The sequence below is a fragment of the Streptomyces sp. NPDC002773 genome, assembly GCF_040295605.1.
Taxonomy (GTDB): domain Bacteria; phylum Actinomycetota; class Actinomycetes; order Streptomycetales; family Streptomycetaceae; genus Streptomyces.
Genome location: NZ_JBEOVO010000047.1, coordinates 18,742 through 35,272, shown reverse-complemented (window position 1 = coordinate 35,272; position 16,531 = coordinate 18,742). Strand labels below are relative to the sequence as shown.

15 protein-coding genes are annotated in these 16,531 nt (G+C 70.1%); 5 read left to right on the top strand and 10 right to left on the bottom strand.

What is annotated here, in order from left to right:
* On the top strand, positions 1–197 hold a 197-nt coding region (locus tag ABT034_RS32695), incomplete at its 5' end, for a hypothetical protein (RefSeq protein ID WP_351220713.1).
* 67 nt (positions 198–264) lie between these two features.
* Here the strand turns inward: ABT034_RS32695 and ABT034_RS32690 are convergent.
* Together ABT034_RS32690 and dapA are read right to left on the bottom strand one after the other, a co-directional pair.
* On the bottom strand, positions 265–1,950 hold the full coding sequence (locus tag ABT034_RS32690) for a ribonuclease J (RefSeq protein ID WP_351220712.1): 1,686 nt from the start codon (positions 1,948–1,950) through the stop codon (positions 265–267).
* Between the two features lie 99 nt (positions 1,951–2,049).
* Positions 2,050–2,949 carry a 4-hydroxy-tetrahydrodipicolinate synthase gene (gene dapA / locus ABT034_RS32685; protein ID WP_351220711.1) on the bottom strand — a complete coding sequence of 300 codons (900 nt, stop codon included), beginning with the start codon at positions 2,947–2,949 and terminating at the stop codon, positions 2,050–2,052.
* A gap of 347 nt (positions 2,950–3,296) precedes the next feature.
* Here dapA and ABT034_RS32680 point away from each other — a divergent pair, with 347 nt between their 5' ends.
* Together ABT034_RS32680 and ABT034_RS32675 are read left to right on the top strand one after the other, a co-directional pair.
* Positions 3,297–3,536: a hypothetical protein gene (locus ABT034_RS32680; RefSeq protein WP_351220710.1), complete on the top strand. Its 240-nt coding sequence runs from the start codon at positions 3,297–3,299 to the stop codon at positions 3,534–3,536.
* Positions 3,537–3,590: 54 nt separating this feature from the next.
* A complete protein-coding gene (locus ABT034_RS32675) occupies positions 3,591–4,151 on the top strand; it encodes an SCO5741 family PH domain-containing membrane protein (protein WP_351220709.1) in 561 nt (186 codons plus the stop codon).
* Here ABT034_RS32675 and ABT034_RS32670 read toward each other — a convergent pair.
* The 6 genes from ABT034_RS32670 to eccD all read right to left on the bottom strand — a co-directional run bounded on the left by ABT034_RS32670 (position 4,141) and on the right by eccD (position 11,238).
* A complete protein-coding gene (locus tag ABT034_RS32670) occupies positions 4,141–4,593 on the bottom strand; it encodes a tetratricopeptide repeat protein (protein WP_351220708.1) in 453 nt (150 codons plus the stop codon). The two genes, ABT034_RS32675 and ABT034_RS32670, sit on opposite strands and share 11 nt — an antisense overlap.
* A gap of 5 nt (positions 4,594–4,598) precedes the next feature.
* Positions 4,599–5,351 carry a 4-hydroxy-tetrahydrodipicolinate reductase gene (dapB, locus tag ABT034_RS32665; protein WP_351220707.1) on the bottom strand — a complete coding sequence of 251 codons (753 nt, stop codon included), beginning with the start codon at positions 5,349–5,351 and terminating at the stop codon, positions 4,599–4,601.
* A 29-nt stretch (positions 5,352–5,380) separates the two neighbouring features.
* Positions 5,381–6,760, bottom strand: coding sequence for a M16 family metallopeptidase (locus ABT034_RS32660; protein ID WP_351220706.1), 1,380 nt, complete (start codon positions 6,758–6,760; stop codon positions 5,381–5,383).
* Entirely contained in the window at positions 6,757–8,988 is a 2,232-nt protein-coding gene (locus ABT034_RS32655) for a polyribonucleotide nucleotidyltransferase (RefSeq protein WP_351220705.1), read from the bottom strand. Before ABT034_RS32655 ends, ABT034_RS32660 begins: the two co-directional genes overlap by 4 nt.
* A gap of 279 nt (positions 8,989–9,267) precedes the next feature.
* A complete protein-coding gene (gene rpsO, locus ABT034_RS32650; RefSeq protein WP_024758243.1) occupies positions 9,268–9,558 on the bottom strand; it encodes a 30S ribosomal protein S15 in 291 nt (96 codons plus the stop codon).
* Positions 9,559–9,759: 201 nt separating this feature from the next.
* Positions 9,760–11,238: a type VII secretion integral membrane protein EccD gene (gene eccD, locus ABT034_RS32645; protein WP_351220704.1), complete on the bottom strand. Its 1,479-nt coding sequence runs from the start codon at positions 11,236–11,238 to the stop codon at positions 9,760–9,762.
* Between the two features lie 183 nt (positions 11,239–11,421).
* Here eccD and eccCa point away from each other — a divergent pair, with 183 nt between their 5' ends.
* Entirely contained in the window at positions 11,422–15,390 is a 3,969-nt protein-coding gene (eccCa, locus tag ABT034_RS32640; RefSeq protein ID WP_351220703.1) for a type VII secretion protein EccCa, read from the top strand.
* A gap of 63 nt (positions 15,391–15,453) precedes the next feature.
* Positions 15,454–15,747, top strand: a complete 294-nt coding sequence (locus ABT034_RS32635; RefSeq protein ID WP_351220702.1) for a DUF397 domain-containing protein — start codon at positions 15,454–15,456, stop codon at positions 15,745–15,747.
* Between the two features lie 78 nt (positions 15,748–15,825).
* On the opposite strand, the gene ABT034_RS32630 is transcribed toward ABT034_RS32635, so the two are convergent.
* Both ABT034_RS32630 and ABT034_RS32625 read right to left on the bottom strand, forming a co-directional pair.
* On the bottom strand, positions 15,826–16,113 hold the full coding sequence (locus ABT034_RS32630) for a WXG100 family type VII secretion target (protein ID WP_351220701.1): 288 nt from the start codon (positions 16,111–16,113) through the stop codon (positions 15,826–15,828).
* A gap of 48 nt (positions 16,114–16,161) precedes the next feature.
* Positions 16,162–16,515, bottom strand: coding sequence for a WXG100 family type VII secretion target (locus tag ABT034_RS32625; protein ID WP_351220700.1), 354 nt, complete (start codon positions 16,513–16,515; stop codon positions 16,162–16,164).
* Positions 16,516–16,531 lie beyond the last annotated feature (16 nt).

Sequence of the window (16,531 nt, the reverse complement as noted above, 5' to 3'; positions counted from 1 at the left end):
TCGGTCTTGCGTTTCCGACTCTATCAGATCTTTCCGATCCGATTTCCTCGGTGCTTTCCGGTCCCTTTTGTTTTCACTCCGGGGGCCTTTCGGCGTTTCCGACTTTATCAGAAGATCTGAGTCTGATTTCCCGCCTCCCGAAGAACCGTTCAGGCGCACAGCGGCGCCGGGTGGTTCCCGATCTGGCGGAGCCGTAAACGTACTGGAGCGGGGCGCCCCGATGCAAATCGAGGCGCCCCGCTCCGGAGTTGTGCTGGTCAGGCGTCAGACCTCGACGACGACCGGGAGGATCATCGGTCGCCGGCGGTAGGTGTCGGAGACCCACTTGCCGACGTTGCGGCGGATCAGCTGCTGGAGCTGGTGGGGCTCGGCGACGCCGTCCTGGAACGACTTGTTCAGAGCCTGGTCGATCTTCGGGAGCACCGCGTCGAACGCGGAGTCGTCGATGCCGGAGCCCCGGGCGTGGACGTGCGGGCCGCCCACGATCTTGCCGGTCGAGGAGTCGACCACGACGAAGACCGAGATGATGCCCTCCTCGCCGAGGATGCGGCGGTCCTTGAGGGACGTCTCCGTGACGTCGCCGACCGAGAGGCCGTCGACGTACACGTAACCCGCCTGGACCTTGCCGGTGATCCGGGCGCGGCCGTCGACCAGGTCGACGACGACGCCGTCCTCGGCGATGACGATGTGGTCCTTGGGGATGCCCGTCATCGCGCCGAGCTCGGCGTTGGCGCGCAGGTGGCGCCATTCGCCGTGGACCGGCATCAGGTTCTTCGGGCGGCAGATGTTGTAGAAGTACAGCAGCTCGCCGGCCGAGGCGTGGCCCGAGACGTGGACCTTGGCGTTGCCCTTGTGGACGACGTGCGCGCCCCAGCGGGTCAGGCCGTTGATCACGCGGTAGACCGCGTTCTCGTTGCCCGGGATGAGGGACGACGCCAGGATCACCGTGTCGCCGGGGACGATCCGGATCTGGTGGTCCCGGTTGGCCATGCGGGACAGGGCCGCCATCGGCTCGCCCTGGGAACCCGTACAGACCAGTACGACCTCGTCGTCCGGCAGGTCGTCGAGGGTCTTCACGTCCACGACGAGGCCGGCCGGGACCCGCAGGTAGCCCAGGTCGCGGGCGATGCCCATGTTGCGGACCATCGAGCGGCCGACGAAGGCGACCCTGCGGCCGTACTCGTGGGCGGCGTCGAGGATCTGCTGGATGCGGTGCACGTGGCTCGCGAAGCTCGCCACGATGATCCGCTTCTGGGCGTTCGCGAAGACCGTGCGCAGGACGTTGGAGATGTCCTTCTCCGGCGGGACGAAGCCCGGGACCTCGGCGTTCGTGGAGTCCGAGAGAAGGAGGTCGATGCCTTCCTCGCTCAGACGCGCGAACGCGTGCAGGTCCGTGAGGCGGCCGTCCAGCGGGAGCTGGTCCATCTTGAAGTCGCCGGTGGCGACGGCCATGCCCGCGGGGGTGCGGATCGCGACCGCGAGCGCGTCCGGGATGGAGTGGTTGACCGCGATGAACTCGCAGTCGAACGATCCGAGGATCTCCCGGTCGCCCTCCTTCACCTCGAGGGTGTAGGGGCGGATGCGGTGCTCCTGGAGCTTGGCCTCGATCAGGGCGAGGGTCAGCTTGGAGCCGATGAGCGGGATGTCCGGCTTGAGCCGGAGCAGGTAGGGGACGGCACCGATGTGGTCCTCGTGGCCGTGCGTGAGCACGATCCCCTCGATGTCGTCGAGGCGGTCCCGGATGATGGTGAAGTCCGGCAGGATCAGGTCGACGCCGGGCTGCTCCTCCTCGGGGAAGAGGACGCCGCAGTCGACGATGAGCAGACGGCCGTCGAACTCGAAGACCGTCATGTTGCGGCCGATCTCACCGAGCCCGCCGAGAGGAATGACGCGCAGGGCGCCCTTCGGCAGCTTCGGGGGGGCGCCGAGTTCAGGATGCGGATGACTCAAAAGACTCTCCTCACCACGCACGCGACGTACCCCTTGGCACGTGGCGTGCATGACATTCGTGCACTTGCTGTTGTCAGTGTTCAGTTGTGAAGTCCGTTGTCAGAGCTCTACCCCGCCGGCTGCCAGGTCGACCTTGAGCTGCTCGGTCTCCTGGGGAGAGAGTTCCACGAGCGGCGGGCGCAGCGGGCCGGCCGGGAGGCCCTGGAGGGCGAGGGCGGCCTTGGTGGTCATGACGCCCTGGGTGCGGAACATGCCGGTGTAGACCGGCAGCAGCTTCTGGTGGATCTCGGTGGCCTTCTGGACCTCGCCGCCCAGGTGGGCGTCGAGGAGGGCGCGGAGTTCCGGGGTGACGACGTGGCCCACGACGGAGACGAAGCCGCAGGCTCCGACGGAGAGCAGGGGCAGGTTGAGCATGTCGTCGCCGGAGTACCAGGCGAGGCCGGAGCGGGCGATGGCCCAGCTGGCGCGGCCGAGGTCGCCCTTGGCGTCCTTGTTGGCGACGATGCGCGGGTGCTCGGCGAGCCGGACGATCGTCTCGGTGTCGATCGGGACGCCGCTGCGGCCGGGGATGTCGTAGAGCATCACCGGGAGATCGGTGGCGTCGGCGATGGCCGAGAAGTGCCGGTACAGGCCCTCCTGCGGGGGCTTGTTGTAGTACGGCGTCACGGCGAGCAGGCCGTGGGCGCCGTCGCGCTCGGCGGTGCGGGCGAGCTCGACGGAGTGGTGGGTGTCGTTGGTGCCGATGCCGGCCACGACGTGGGCGCGGTCGCCGACCGCCGCCAGGACCGCTCGTACCAGCTCCGATTTCTCCGCGTCGCTGGTGGTGGGGGACTCGCCGGTGGTGCCGTTGATGACGAGGCCGTCGTTGCCTGCGTCCACCAGGTGGGTGGCGAGTCGCTGGGCACCGTCGAGGTCGAGTGCGCCGTCCGCCGTGAACGGCGTGACCATGGCGGTGAGGACCCGCCCGAAGGGGGTCTGCGGAGTGGAGATCGGAGCCATGGGTAACACGCTACTCGCTGCTCAGCGCCGGGCGCCCCTTAGGGGGACAGGAGAAAGGAGCCCGGCGCTGCCTGCTCGGGGGTTCAGGCAGCGCCGGGTCCGTTTGATCAGCCTAGATGAACTTCGTGAAACGTCGCAATACGGACACTTCGCTTCGGGTGTTCGGACATCTGTGCCCCAGGAGGTCAGAGGGTCGTTCCTACGGGGGTCCCGCAGGTCGGCCCCCGGCAGTACCGAGGTCATACCGGAGAATGAGATTGGGCTGCTTCGGTGAAAAAGGGCACCAAAGCATCGGATCCGTCGTCTGTATCCGTGAAGCACGACAACGACCGAGGAGAGTGGCTCTGATGTTCAGCCGGGATGAGGCCGTACCGTTCGCGTTCGTCGCGGAGGCCGACCACTTCCGCAGTAACGTCACTCCGCCGCCACGGGAGCGCCTCGGCGCCTCGCAGATCGTGGGCCGTACCCTGATCGGACTGACCGTCGTGGCCGGTCTCGCCGGCTCGCTGATCTTCGGGATGCCGTCCCTGCAGTCGGGGGACTCGGCCACTCGTCAGCAGCAGTCCGAAGCCTCCGACAACCGCTGAGGTAGCCTCACCGGGCACTGCCCCTTCGAGCGTGCTTGTGAGTGAGGACCTGTCGTGCCCCTGCCCTTTCTGACGGCCGACCGTGCTTTTGACACGACCGACCACGTCGCCCTGCCGTTCGACGATCACGACCAGTGGCGGCGTCCGTACCGGCCGGGATCCTGGCGGGTCGGGTCTGCGGCGCTCGCGCTGCTGCTCGCCTCGTTCGTGCTCCTCGCCGCGGTGATCATCACCGCGGCCGGAGCCTTCGACGGCGGCGCCGCCACCCTGGGCATGGCCGTGCTCGTCATCCTGGCCGCTCTGCGGATGCTCCGGGTGGGGACCTGGGTGAGCCGCGCCGGGGTGCGCCGGGTGGCCTTCTTCTCCACGACCACCGTGCCGTGGGCGAAGGTGACGTCCGTACGGACCGTCCAGCAGCCGGTGCGCTGGCTGGGTCTCCCCCGTACCGTCCAGGGGCAGGCCCTGGTACTCGGCCGGCAGGGTGGTGAGCAGCTGCTGCTGCTCACCGACCACAACGCCGACTTCCTCTCCCGGGTCGAGGCCTTCGACCGGGCCGCCGACACGGTCGAGGCCTGGTACGCCGAGTACGGCGTCGCCCCGGTCGCTACACGCTGACCGGACGTCCCTCGTGGAGGGCGATGGCCCGCTGCATCGCCTTGCGGGCCCTGGGGGTGTCGCGGGCGTCGTGGTAGGCGACCGCGAGCCGGAACCAGCAGCGCCAGTCGTCCGGTGAGTCCTCCGTCTCGGCCTTGCGCCGGGCGAAGACCTCGTCGGCGGAGTCGCGGTCGATGCGGCCGCCCTCCGTGCGCTTCAGCTCGTCGACGGGCAGACCGCCCTCCGCCTCCAGTTCGGCGGCGAGGCGGTTCGCCCGGCGGGCGAAACGGGTGTTCTTCCAGAGGAACCAGCCGCCGACGCCGGGCAGCAGGAACGCCACCGCGCCCATGCCCATGGCGGCGGGCTCGCCCGTGAGGAGCAGCAGGACGCCCTCCATGGCCACCACGCCGAAGACGAGGACGAGCACGGTGGCCAGGAAGACGTACGTGATCTTTCCGCCCATGGCCGTCAGCCCAGGTCCAGGAAGTGCTCCAGGCCGAAGGTGAGGCCCGGGGCGGTGGTCACGCGGCGGGCGCCCAGGAGGATGCCCGGCATGAAGCTGGAGTGGTGCAGGGAGTCGTGCCGGACGGTGAGGGTCTCGCCCTCGCCGCCGAGCAGCACCTCCTGGTGGGCCAGGAGGCCCCGGAGACGTACCGCGTGGACCGGGACGCCGTCGACGTCGGCGCCGCGGGCTCCGTCCAGGGCGGTGGAGGTGGCGTCCGGCTGGGCGCCGAGGCCGGCCTCGCGGCGGGCGGCGGCGATCAGCTGGGCCGTCCGGGTCGCGGTGCCCGAAGGGGCGTCCACCTTGTTCGGGTGGTGCAGCTCGACGACCTCGACCGACTCGAAGTACGGGGCCGCGAGCTGGGCGAACCTCATGGTGAGGACCGCGCCGATGGAGAAGTTCGGAGCGATGAGGACGCCGGTCTCCGGGGAGGCGGCGAGCCAGGTCTCCAGCTGCGCGAGGCGCTCCTCGGTCCAGCCGGTGGTGCCGACGACCGCGTGGATGCCGTGGCGCACGCAGAAGTCGAGGTTCTCCATCACCGAGGCGGGAGTGGTCAGCTCGACGACGACCTGGGCGCCCGCCTCGGTGAGCGTCTCCAGCTTGTCGCCACGGCCGAGGGCCGCGACCAGTTCCATGTCCTCGGCGGCCTCGACGGCCCTCACGGCCTCGGAGCCGATACGGCCCTGTGCTCCGAGGACCGCCACGCGCAGCTTGCTCATTGCTCTGAATTCCTTAGGGGATCTCGGGGTCAGGAGACCGCTTGGTGGAGACGGTCCGCCTGCTTGTCCTTCAGCGGGCCGATCACCGAGAGCGAGGGCCGCTGGGCCAGTACATCGCGTGCGACCTCCCGGACCTCGTCCGGGGTGACGGCAGCGATCCGGTCCAGCATGTCGTCGACCGACATCTGGGTGCCCCAGCACAGCTCGCTCTTGCCGATGCGGTTCATCAGCGCGCCGGTGTCCTCGAGGCCGAGCACGGTCGAACCGGAGAGCTGGCCGACGGCGCGGGCGATCTCGTCGTCCGTGAGGCCGTCGGTGGCGACCTTGTCGAGCTCGTCGCGGCAGATCTTCAGGACGTCGTGGACCTGGCCCGGCCGGCAACCCGCGTACACGCCGAAGAGACCGCAGTCGGCGAAGCCCGAGGTGTACGAGTACACGCTGTAGGCCAGGCCGCGCTTCTCGCGGACCTCCTGGAACAGGCGGGAGGACATGCCGCCGCCGAGGGCGGTGTTCAGCACGCCGAGGGCCCAGCGGCGCTCGTCGGTGCGGGCCAGGCCCGGCATGCCGAGGACCACGTGGGCCTGCTCGGTCTTGCGGTTGAGCAGCTCGACGCGGCCCGCGGCGCGCAGGGCACGCCGGCCGTCGCGGGGGGCGACGGGGACGGCGTCGGTACGGGTGAGGGCGCCGGCCTTCTCGAAGGCGCGGCGGACCTGGCGTACCACCGTGGCGTGGTCGACGTTGCCCGCGGCGGCGACGACCAGGTGGGTCGGGTCGTAGTGCTTCTTGTAGAAGCGGGCGATCTGGCCGCGGGTGAGCCCGTTGACGGTGTCGACGGTGCCGAGGACCGGGCGGCCCAGCGGGGTGTCGCCGAACATCGTCTGCGCGAACAGCTCGTGCACGACGTCACCGGGGTCGTCCTCGGTCATCGCGATCTCTTCGAGGATGACACCGCGCTCGGCGTCCACGTCCTCTTCGAGGATCAGCGAGCCGGTCAGCATGTCGCAGACGACGTCGATCGCCAGCGGCAGGTCGGTGTCGAGGACCCGGGCGTAATAGCAGGTGTACTCCTTCGCCGTGAAGGCGTTCATCTCGCCGCCGACCGCGTCGATCGCGGCGGAGATGTCGAGGGCGGACCGCTTGTGGGTGCCCTTGAAGAGGAGGTGCTCCAGGTAGTGCGTGGCGCCGTTGAGCGCGGGGGTCTCGTCGCGGGATCCGACGTGCGCCCAGATGCCGAAGGTGGCGGAGCGTACGGAGGGGAGGGTCTCGGTGACGATGCGGAGGCCGCCGGGGAGGGTCGTGCGGCGGACGGTGCCGATGCCGTCCCTGCCCGGGAGAAGCGTTTGGGTACGGGCGACGGCCCGCCCCTCCGAGGAGGGGCGGGCCGTCGCGCGGAAACTACGGGACGTCACTGGTCGGCGTCGTCCTTCGCGTCCTCGGCAGCGCCGGCGGCGTTCTCGTCGTCCGCCATCACGGGGACGAGGGAGAGCTTGCCGCGCTGGTCGATCTCGGCGATCTCGACCTGGACCTTGGCGCCGATCGCCAGCACGTCCTCGACGTTCTCCACACGCTTGCCACCGGCGAGCTTGCGGATCTGCGAGATGTGCAGCAGACCGTCCTTGCCGGGCATCAGGGAGACGAAGGCACCGAAGGTGGTGGTCTTGACGACCGTACCCAGGTAGCGCTCGCCGACCTCCGGCATGGTCGGGTTGGCGATGCCGTTGATCACGGCGCGGGCGGCCTCGGCCTGCGAGCCCTGGGCGGCACCGATGTAGATGGTGCCGTCGTCCTCGATCGTGATGTCGGCGCCGGTGTCCTCCTGGATCTGGTTGATCATCTTGCCCTTGGGGCCGATGACCTCACCGATCTTGTCCACCGGGATCTTGACGGTGATGATGCGCGGCGCGTTCGGGGACATCTCGTCCGGAACGTCGATCGCCTCGTTCATCACGTCGAGGATGTGCAGACGCGCGTCACGGGCCTGCTTCAGCGCGGCGGCCAGGACCGAGGCGGGGATGCCGTCGAGCTTGGTGTCGAGCTGGAGCGCGGTGACGAAGGTCTTCGTGCCGGCGACCTTGAAGTCCATGTCGCCGAACGCGTCCTCGGCGCCGAGGATGTCCGTGAGGGCGACGTAGTGCGTCTTGCCGTCGATCTCCTCGGAGATCAGACCCATGGCGATACCGGCGACGGGGGCCTTCAGCGGCACACCGGCGTTCAGCAGCGACATGGTCGAGGCGCAGACCGAGCCCATGGACGTCGAGCCGTTGGAGCCGAGGGCCTCGGACACCTGGCGGATCGCGTAGGGGAACTCCTCGCGGGTCGGGAGGACCGGCACGATGGCGCGCTCGGCGAGCGCGCCGTGGCCGATCTCACGGCGCTTGGGCGAGCCCACGCGGCCGGTCTCGCCGACGGAGTACGGCGGGAAGTTGTAGTTGTGCATGTAGCGCTTGCGGGTCACCGGGGAGAGGGTGTCCAGCTGCTGCTCCATGCGGAGCATGTTGAGGGTGGTGACGCCCAGGATCTGGGTCTCGCCACGCTCGAACAGCGCCGAGCCGTGCACGCGCGGGATGGCCTCGACCTCGGCGGCGAGGGTACGGATGTCCGTGAGCCCGCGGCCGTCGATGCGGACCTTGTCCTTGATGATCCGCTCGCGGACCAGCTTCTTGGTCAGCGCGCGGTAGGCGCCCGAGATCTCCTTCTCTCGGCCTTCGAAGGCCGGGAGGAGCTTCTCGGCGGCGAGCTCCTTGATGCGGTCGAGCTCGGTCTCGCGCTCCTGCTTGCCGGCGATGGTGAGCGCCTTGGCGAGGTCGCCCTTGACGGCGGCGGAGAGCGCCTCCAGGACGTCGTCCTGGTACTCCAGGAAGACCGGGAACTCGCCGGTGGGCTTGGCGGCCTTGGCGGCGAGGTCCGACTGGGCCTTGCAGAGGACCTTGATGAAGGGCTTCGCGGCCTCGAGACCGGCGGCGACGAGCTCCTCGGTCGGCGCCTCGGCGCCGCCCTTGACGAGCTCGATCGTGCGCTCGGTGGCCTCGGCCTCGACCATCATGATCGCGACGTCGCCGTCATCGAGGACGCGACCGGCGACGACCATGTCGAAGACGGCGTCCTCGAGCTCGGTGTGCGTCGGGAACGCGACCCACTGGCCCTTGATCAGGGCGACGCGGGTGGCGCCGATGGGGCCGGAGAAGGGCAGGCCCGCCAGGATCGTGGAAGCGGAGGCGGCGTTGATCGCGACCACGTCGTACAGGTGGTCGGGGTTGAGCGCCATGATCGTCTCGACGATCTGGATCTCGTTGCGCAGGCCCTTCTTGAAGGAGGGGCGCAGCGGCCGGTCGATCAGACGGCAGGTGAGGATCGCGTCCTCGGAGGGGCGGCCCTCCCGGCGGAAGAAGGAGCCGGGGATCTTGCCGGCCGCGTACTGCCGCTCCTCGACGTCCACCGTGAGGGGGAAGAAGTCGAGCTGGTCCTTGGGGCGCTTCGAGGCGGTGGTCGCGGAGAGGACCATCGTGTCGTCGTCCAGGTAGGCGACGGCGGAGCCGGCGGCCTGCTTGGCGAGGCGGCCGGTCTCGAAGCGGATGGTGCGGGTACCGAAGGTGCCGTTGTCGATGACGGCCTCGGCGTAGTGGGTCTCGTTCTCCACTATGGGTTTCTCCTACGTGTTCGTCTTTGCGTCCGGGGCCCGTGTGGCCGGGGACGGTGTGCGACGGCGGCGGAGAAGCGCCTCGGGTGCTGGCCGGTCTTCGATCGAAGCACCCGGAATTCGTTTCCGGGGGCCACTACCGAGGACCGGCGGCGAGCCGGCGGCTCCTCGCTCGTCGTATGGGGTTGTGCGACCAGCCTAAGTGCCGATGCGCACTTTGTGCACGTACGGCAAAGGGAGCGGCCCCCTGAAAGTGGGAACCGCTCCCTCCGTGGCGTCTTACTTGGCGCCGCCGGCCGCACCGCGGCGGATGCCGAGGCGGTCGACCAGCGCGCGGAAGCGCTGGATGTCCTTCTTGGCCAGGTACTGCAGCAGGCGGCGGCGCTGGCCGACCAGGATCAGCAGACCACGGCGGGAGTGGTGGTCGTGCTTGTGCTGCTTGAGGTGCTCGGTCAGGTCCGAGATGCGACGGGAGAGCATGGCGACCTGGACCTCGGGGGAGCCGGTGTCGCCCTCCTTCTGGCCGAACTCGGTCATGATCTGCTTCTTGACAGCGGCGTCGAGAGCCATGCTGATCTCCTCTTAGGTGTTCGTGCGTCCGCGAGTGCCCCTGGTCTAGATCTCAGGGGAAGCTTCCGTGACTCGGCGGGCGAAGGTCCGATGGGCGCAGCTTCCAGGGCCTGGGAAGGCTTCCGGGAGCGCGTACACAAACGGCCGTCACACAGCGTACCAGCTCGCCGGAGCGGGCCTGGCGCCCTGTGCGCGGGGGACCTACTTGCTGGTGAGGGAGCGGACCGCCGAGAAGACGTCGAGGACGGCGAGGCAGAGCGGGACGAGGGAGAGCAGGACGAAGCCTTCCGTCAGGTCGAGGAGGCGGCCCCAGAACGGGGAGAGGCCCTTCCTCGGGATGATCAGGCCGATCGCGGTGATCAGCGCGGCTCCGGCGGCGACGGCCGCGGTGAGCCAGATCGTACGGATGTCAAGGCCGCCCCGGTCCCCGTACATCAGGAGGTCCTTGACCAGGTCGGCCGGCGGGTTGAGGGAGAGGCCGAGGACGAGGAGGGCGATGGCGGCGATGCCGGCGACGAGGACGCAGGCGACCTGCGAGGTGTAGCGGAAGAGACGGGCGCGCAGCAGCATCGCCAGGCCGGAGGCGAGGGCGAGGAGCTGGCCCCAGACGTTTCCGGCGAAGCCGAGGACGGCGGCGGAGCCGACGACGACGGCCGCGCAGCCGCCGACCAGGCCGAGGAGCATCTCGTGGCCGCGGCGGGCCTGGAGCGCGATGCGTTCGCCGTCGACGGGCTGGGCGTCGCCGCCGGCCTGCTGCTGCGGGTCGCCGAGGAACTCGTCGTCGGCGGCGCTGCGCGGGGCGGCGTAGCCGATGGGGAGCCGGGCGAAGCGGGCGGAGAGGCCGGGCAGGAAGGCGACGAGGCCGATGGCGACGGGCGCGCAGACGGCGGCGGTCTCGGTGGCGGTGGTCTCGGTGAGGATCGCCAGGAAGGTGGCGAGGGTGCCGACGCCCGCGAGGAAGGTGGCGGCGACGAAGGGCGCGTCGCCGCTGGGGGTGAGCGCGACGAGGGCCACCGAGGCGACGAGGACGGTGACGCAGCCGAGCAGGAACTGCAGCCGACCGGGGCCGTCGCCGGCGTCGGGGCCGACGATGCCGGATCCGGCGATGAGCAGCAGCGGCAGCGCGCCGAGGCCGAGGGCGACGGCGGTCGCCCGGTCGCTGTACACGCGGGCGCGTACTCCGGCGAAGGCGGTGAGGAGGAATCCCGCGGCGCCCGCGATGATCCCGGGCAGGCTGTGCATGTCGTGGCGGATCGGGTCGGCGAACCAGAGGACGAAGCCCATGAGGACGAGGAGCAGCACGCCGCCGAGGAGTCCGGCGCCGCGCAGCAGCTCGTCGCTCCACAGGTGCCGGTCGCGGGTGACGGCGGAGGCGACGGCGTCGGACACGTCGTCGTAGACGGCGGGCGGCAGGGACTGGGCGAACGGGCGCAGGGAGAGCAGCTCGCCGTCGAGGACCTGCTGGGCGGCGAGGGTGCGGGCCCCGTCGAGGACGGATCCGTCCCGGCGGACCAGGTGGTAGCCGGCGGGCGTGCCGGCGGCCTGGGTCTGTCCGGTGAGCCGCAGGATCTCCGGGTAGACGTCGGCGACGGCGATGTCCTCCGGGAGCGCGACGTCGATGCGGCTGTCCGGCGCCACGACGGTGACCCGGCAGAAGCCGGTCGCTGCGGTCGTACTCACGTGTGTGGACCCCCTGATTCGCGGTTGCGCACGATGCGCGCGCCACCCTACCGGGGACGGCCGGTGGGGGCTGCAAGTAGGATCGCCGTCCCATGGGGGAAGTCCGTGCGCCCGGCTGCCGACAGGGGTGCCGTGTGGATGCTCCCGCCACGAGCCCGCCTCCAACGAGGGATTGATGCGCCGGTGAGCCAGATCGTCGTCAAACGCCCGCCGAGGTCTCTTCCGCCGGAAGTGCCCGGTGAGGACCTGGTCCTGGAGTCTCCGCCGGAACTTCCGCGGGGACAGCAGGAGTCGGCGCTGATGCAGCTCCTGCCGATGCTCGGCATGGGTTCGTCCGTGGTGTTCTTCTTCATGACGCCGTCTCCGATCATGCGGATCATGGGCACCCTGATGCTGGCGTCGACGATCGCGATGGCGGTCGCCCAGTTCGTCAGATTCCGTCGCGGTACGCAGGGGCAAATGGCCGATGTCCGCCGCGACTACCTCAAATACCTCGCGCAGACCCGGCGTACGGTCCGGCGCACGGCCCGCAAGCAGCGGGACGCGCAGCTGTATCTGCACCCCTCTCCCGAGCAGTTGTGGTCGGTGGTGGCCGAGGGTTCGCGGGTGTGGGAGCGGCGGGTCGGCGACCACGACTTCGGGCAGGCGCGGATCGGGCTCGGGTCGCAGCAGTTGGCGACGCCGCTCGTGGCGCCCGACACGGCTCCGGTGGACGAGCTGGAGCCGCTGTGCGCGGGGGCGATGCAGCAGTTCCTCGCGGTGCACGGCACCTTGGACGGGCTGCCGATGGCGGTCTCGATGCGGGCCTTCTACCACGTGACGGTGTCGGGTGAGCCGGAGTCGGCCCAGGCGGCGGCGCGTGCCCTCGTGGCGCAGCTGGTGACCTTGCACTCGCCCGAGGACCTGGTGGTCGCGGTGGTCGCGGCGCGGGCTTCGCAGGAGCGGTGGGACTGGGCGAAGTGGCTGCCGCACACCCAGGTGCCCGGGCAGGTCGATGGGGCCGGTACGAAGCGGTTGTTCGGCGACGACCTCGGTGAGCTGGAGAACCTGATCCGGTCGAAGCTGGACGGGCGGCCCCGGTTCTCGCGGGACAACCAGCCGGTGCTCGACCAGCCGCACGTGGTGGTGGTCCTCGACTCCAATTCACCTCGCGGTGGTCTGGTTCCGCCGGACTCGCTGCTCGCGGCGGCCGAGGGCCTTCAGGGCGTGACGATCGTGGAGGTCGTCTCGGGCGAGCTCGACGAGCCGCGCGGTGGTCTGTCGGTGGTGGTACGGCCCGGGCGGCTGTCCCTGGAGTTCGGCGGCGGCTTCGCGTACGAGGGGCTGCCCGACGGCATCTCGCTGCCGGCGGCCGAGGCGCTGGCCCGGCAGCTGGCGCCGCTGCGGATGGGCGGCGGGGACGACGACGAGCCGCTGCTCGCCAATCTGGACTTCACGGATCTGCTGAGCCTGGGGGACGCGGGCTCGGTGGACGTGGCGCGGACCTGGCGGCCGCGCTCGGTGGCCGAGCGGCTGCGGGTGCCGATCGGTGTCGGCGAGGACGGCCAGCCGGTCATGCTGGACCTGAAGGAGGCCGCGCAGGAGGGCATGGGCCCGCACGGTCTGTGCGTCGGCGCGACGGGTTCCGGCAAGTCGGAGCTGCTGCGGACGCTGGTGCTCGGGCTCGCGGTGACGCACTCCTCGGAGACGCTGAACTTCGTCCTCGCGGACTTCAAGGGCGGCGCGACCTTCGCGGGCATGTCGCAGATGCCGCACGTGGCGGCGGTCATCACCAACCTGTCGGACGACCTGACGCTGGTCGACCGCATGGGCGACGCGATCCGCGGTGAGCTCCAGCGGCGCCAGGAGCTGCTGCGCTCCGCGGGCAACTACGCCAACATCCACGACTACGAGAAGGCGCGGGCCGCCGGCGCCCCGCTCGAACCGCTGGCCTCGCTGGTCCTCGTGATCGACGAGTTCTCCGAACTCCTCACCGCCAAGCCGGACTTCATCGACATGTTCATCCAGATCGGCCGCATCGGCCGCTCGCTGGGTGTGCACCTGCTGCTCGCCTCGCAGCGCCTGGAGGAGGGCAAGTTGCGGGGTCTCGACACGTATCTGTCGTACCGGATCGGTCTGCGGACCTTCTCGGCGGCGGAGTCGCGGACGGCGATCGGCGTGCCGGACGCCTACCACCTGCCCTCGGTGCCGGGTTCCGGCTATCTGAAGTTCGGGACGGACGAGATGACCCGCTTCAAGGCGGCGTACGTCTCGGGGACGTACCGGACGGGCGGGCCGCGCCTGGAGATCGGTCAGATGCCGGTGGAGCGGCGTCCCGCGCTGTTCACGGCGGCGCCGGTGCCGGTGGTGTACGCGGCGCCGGACCCGGCGTACCTCACGGCCCAACGTGCCGAGGAGGACGAGGCGCTCGCGGACACGGTCCTCGACGTGATCGTGCGGCGGCTCGAGGGCCAGGGCGTGCCGGCGCACCAGGTGTGGCTGCCGCCGCTCGACCAGGCGCCGTCGCTCGACCAGCTCCTTCCGGGGCTGGCGCAGACGGCAGACCGGGGGCTCACGGCGACGGAGTACACGCGTCAGGGCGGGCTCACGGTGCCGCTCGGCCTCATCGACAAGCCGTTCGAGCAGCGGCGTGAGGTGCTGTACCGGGACTTCTCGGGTGCGGCCGGTCACATGATGGTGGTCGGCGGTCCGCAGTCCGGGAAGTCGACGATCATGCGGACCCTTGTCTCGTCGTTCGCGCTCACCCACACCCCGGCCGAGGTGCAGTTCTACTGCCTGGACTTCGGTGGCGGCGGCATGGTGGCGCTCGCCGACCTGCCGCATGTCGGCGGGGTGGCGTCACGGCTCGACCCGGAGCGGGTGCGCCGGACGGTCGCCGAGGTGCTGGGAGTGCTCAACCGCCGGGAGGAGTTCTTCCGTTCGCACTCCATCGACTCGATGACGACCTACCGGCGCAAGCGGGCCGCGGGCGAGCTGCCGGGCGAGGCCTGGGGTGACGTCTTCCTGGTCGTGGACGGCTGGGGCAGCTTCCGCAACGACTACGACATGCTGGAGCCGATCGTCTCCGACATCGCGGCCCGCGGTCTGGGCTACGGCATCCATGTGGTGATCACCGCCTCCCGGTACATGGAGGTGCGGGCGGCGCTCAAGGACCAGATGCTGGGCCGTCTGGAGCTGCGGCTCGGTGACGTCATGGACTCCGAGTTCGACCGGAAGGTCGCGGCGAACGTGCCGGCCGGGGTGCCGGGGCGCGGCCAGGTGCAGGAGAAGCTGCACTTCATGGGGGCGCTGCCGCGGATCGACGGGTCGAGTTCGTCCGCCGACCTGTCGGAGGGCACGTCGGCGTTCGTGCAGGCGGTGAAGGCGAGCTGGAGCGGGGCGCCCGCGCCCGCCGTCCGGCTGCTGCCGCGCAAGCTGCCGGCGGAGCGGCTGCCGAAGGGCTTCGAGTACCCGCAGCACGGCATCGCGATCGGCATCGACGAGACGAACCTGGAGCCGGTGTTCGTCGACTTCGAGTCGGATCCGTTCTTCCTGGTGTTCGGCGAGAGCGAGTCCGGCAAGACGGGTCTGCTCCGGCTCATCGCGAAGCAGCTGTGCGAGCGGTACACGCCGGAGCAGGCGCGGATCGTGGTGGGCGACTACCGGCGGACGATGCTGGAGGCGGTGGCGCCCTCGCACCTCCTGGAGTACGCGCCGATGGCCTCCGCCATGCAGATGCACATGGAGGCGATCAACACGGTGATGACGAAGCGGGCGCCGAAGCCCGACATCACTCCGCAGCAGCTGCGGGACCGCAGCTGGTGGACGGGTCCGCAACTGTTCGTCCTCATCGACGACTTCGAGCTGGTGGCGACCAACTCGGGCAACCCGCTGTCGGTCCTGGTGGAGAACCTGCCGTTCGCGCGGGACGTCGGTATCCGCTTCATCGTGGCGCGCAGCCAGGCGGGTGCCTCGCGGGCGATGTACGAGCCGTTCATGCAGCGGATGAAGGAGTTGGGCGCGCAGGGCGTGATCCTCTCCGGCGACCCGCAGGAGGGCGACATCCTGGGCAGCGTCCGGGCCAGGCCGATGCCGCAGGGCCGGGGCACGTTCGTGTCGCGCAAGCGCGGCACGCCGCTGGTGCAGCTGGGCTGGTTGCCGGAACAGCACTGAGCGGAGCGGTCCCTCCCACTACTGTGGGAGGGACCGCCGTACCACCGCGAAGGGACCGCGCCGATGACCGACGCCCACGAGACCGCCACCGCCACCGCCGAGAGCGCGGACGCCGCCCTGGCCGCCGAGAAGCAGCGCCAGAAGGACGAGCTGTACGCGTTGGACATCTCGGGCGTCGAGTGGGAGGGCGCCCCGGGGACGAGCCCGGACGAGGAGCGGGTGGAGATCGCACGGCTCCCGGAGGGGGCGGTGGCGATGCGTTCGTCCCTCGACAAGGAGACGGTGCTGCGTTACACGAAGGCCGAGTGGGACGCGTTCGTCCTCGGCGCCCGGGACGGCGAGTTCGACCTGCGGTAGGGCCTGTCTTTCGGCCAGGACACGCGTGAGGGGGTGGCCCGTGGGACGGGCCACCCCCTCACGCGTGTCCGCGGGATGTCACATGCGGAAGCGGGCCGCGTTGCCGCGGTCGGTGTCCTGGTAGCCGACGACCGACTCGTCGAGGAGCGTGGCGATGCGCGCCAGGTCCTGGTTCATGCCGGCCATGTCGCGGGTCAGGCGGTCCTGCGTCTCGCGGTACGCGATCTTGGCCTCACCCTCCCAGTTGCTGGCGACGCGGTTGACCTCGGCCATGAGGTCGTCCAGCTTCTGGGTGAGGGTGGTGGAGGTCAGGCGGGTGTCGGCCGCCGCCTGCGTCACGGTGTCGTAATTGACCGCAGTGGTCATGGTGTTGACTCCTGGAGTGAGAGTGGCGCGGAGGACTGGTCGAGTGGCTCAGACGCCGAGGATGGCGCTCTGGTTGCCGCCGCCGGCACCGGCGCCGCCGCTGGCGTCCATCGTGCGGAAGGACCGCAGGCGGTCCTCCTCCTCGCGCGAGAACCCGTCGGCGCTCATGCGCATCATCTCTTCGAGCTTCGAGAGCTCCTGGCGCATGCTGCGCAGACGCTGGTTCAGGTCGTTCTGGACCCGGTCGTACTCCTTGCTCGCAGCGCCCTGCCAGCCCGCCTGGACGCGGTCGACCACGCCGTTGAGGTTGGTGATGCGGGACTGGAGCTCGTCGGAGAAGTCCTGGATCCGGCCGGCGAGCTTGACTTGTTCGGCACTGGTTACGTTCAGGTCTTTCGACATCTTGCCCCTTCTTCCT

Bases quoted from the DNA above. Each gene is read 5' to 3' on its own strand.
- dapA (WP_351220711.1), bottom strand. From the start codon at position 2,949: ATGGCTCCGATCTCCACTCCGCAGACCCCCTTCGGGCGGGTCCTCACC.
- ABT034_RS32680 (WP_351220710.1), top strand. From the start codon at position 3,297: ATGTTCAGCCGGGATGAGGCCGTACCGTTCGCGTTCGTCGCGGAGGCC.
- ABT034_RS32670 (WP_351220708.1), bottom strand. From the start codon at position 4,593: ATGGGCGGAAAGATCACGTACGTCTTCCTGGCCACCGTGCTCGTCCTC.
- dapB (WP_351220707.1), bottom strand. From the start codon at position 5,351: ATGAGCAAGCTGCGCGTGGCGGTCCTCGGAGCACAGGGCCGTATCGGC.
- rpsO (WP_024758243.1), bottom strand. From the start codon at position 9,558: ATGGCTCTCGACGCCGCTGTCAAGAAGCAGATCATGACCGAGTTCGGC.
- ABT034_RS32635 (WP_351220702.1), top strand. From the start codon at position 15,454: ATGACCGACGCCCACGAGACCGCCACCGCCACCGCCGAGAGCGCGGAC.
- ABT034_RS32630 (WP_351220701.1), bottom strand. From the start codon at position 16,113: ATGACCACTGCGGTCAATTACGACACCGTGACGCAGGCGGCGGCCGAC.
- ABT034_RS32625 (WP_351220700.1), bottom strand. From the start codon at position 16,515: ATGTCGAAAGACCTGAACGTAACCAGTGCCGAACAAGTCAAGCTCGCC.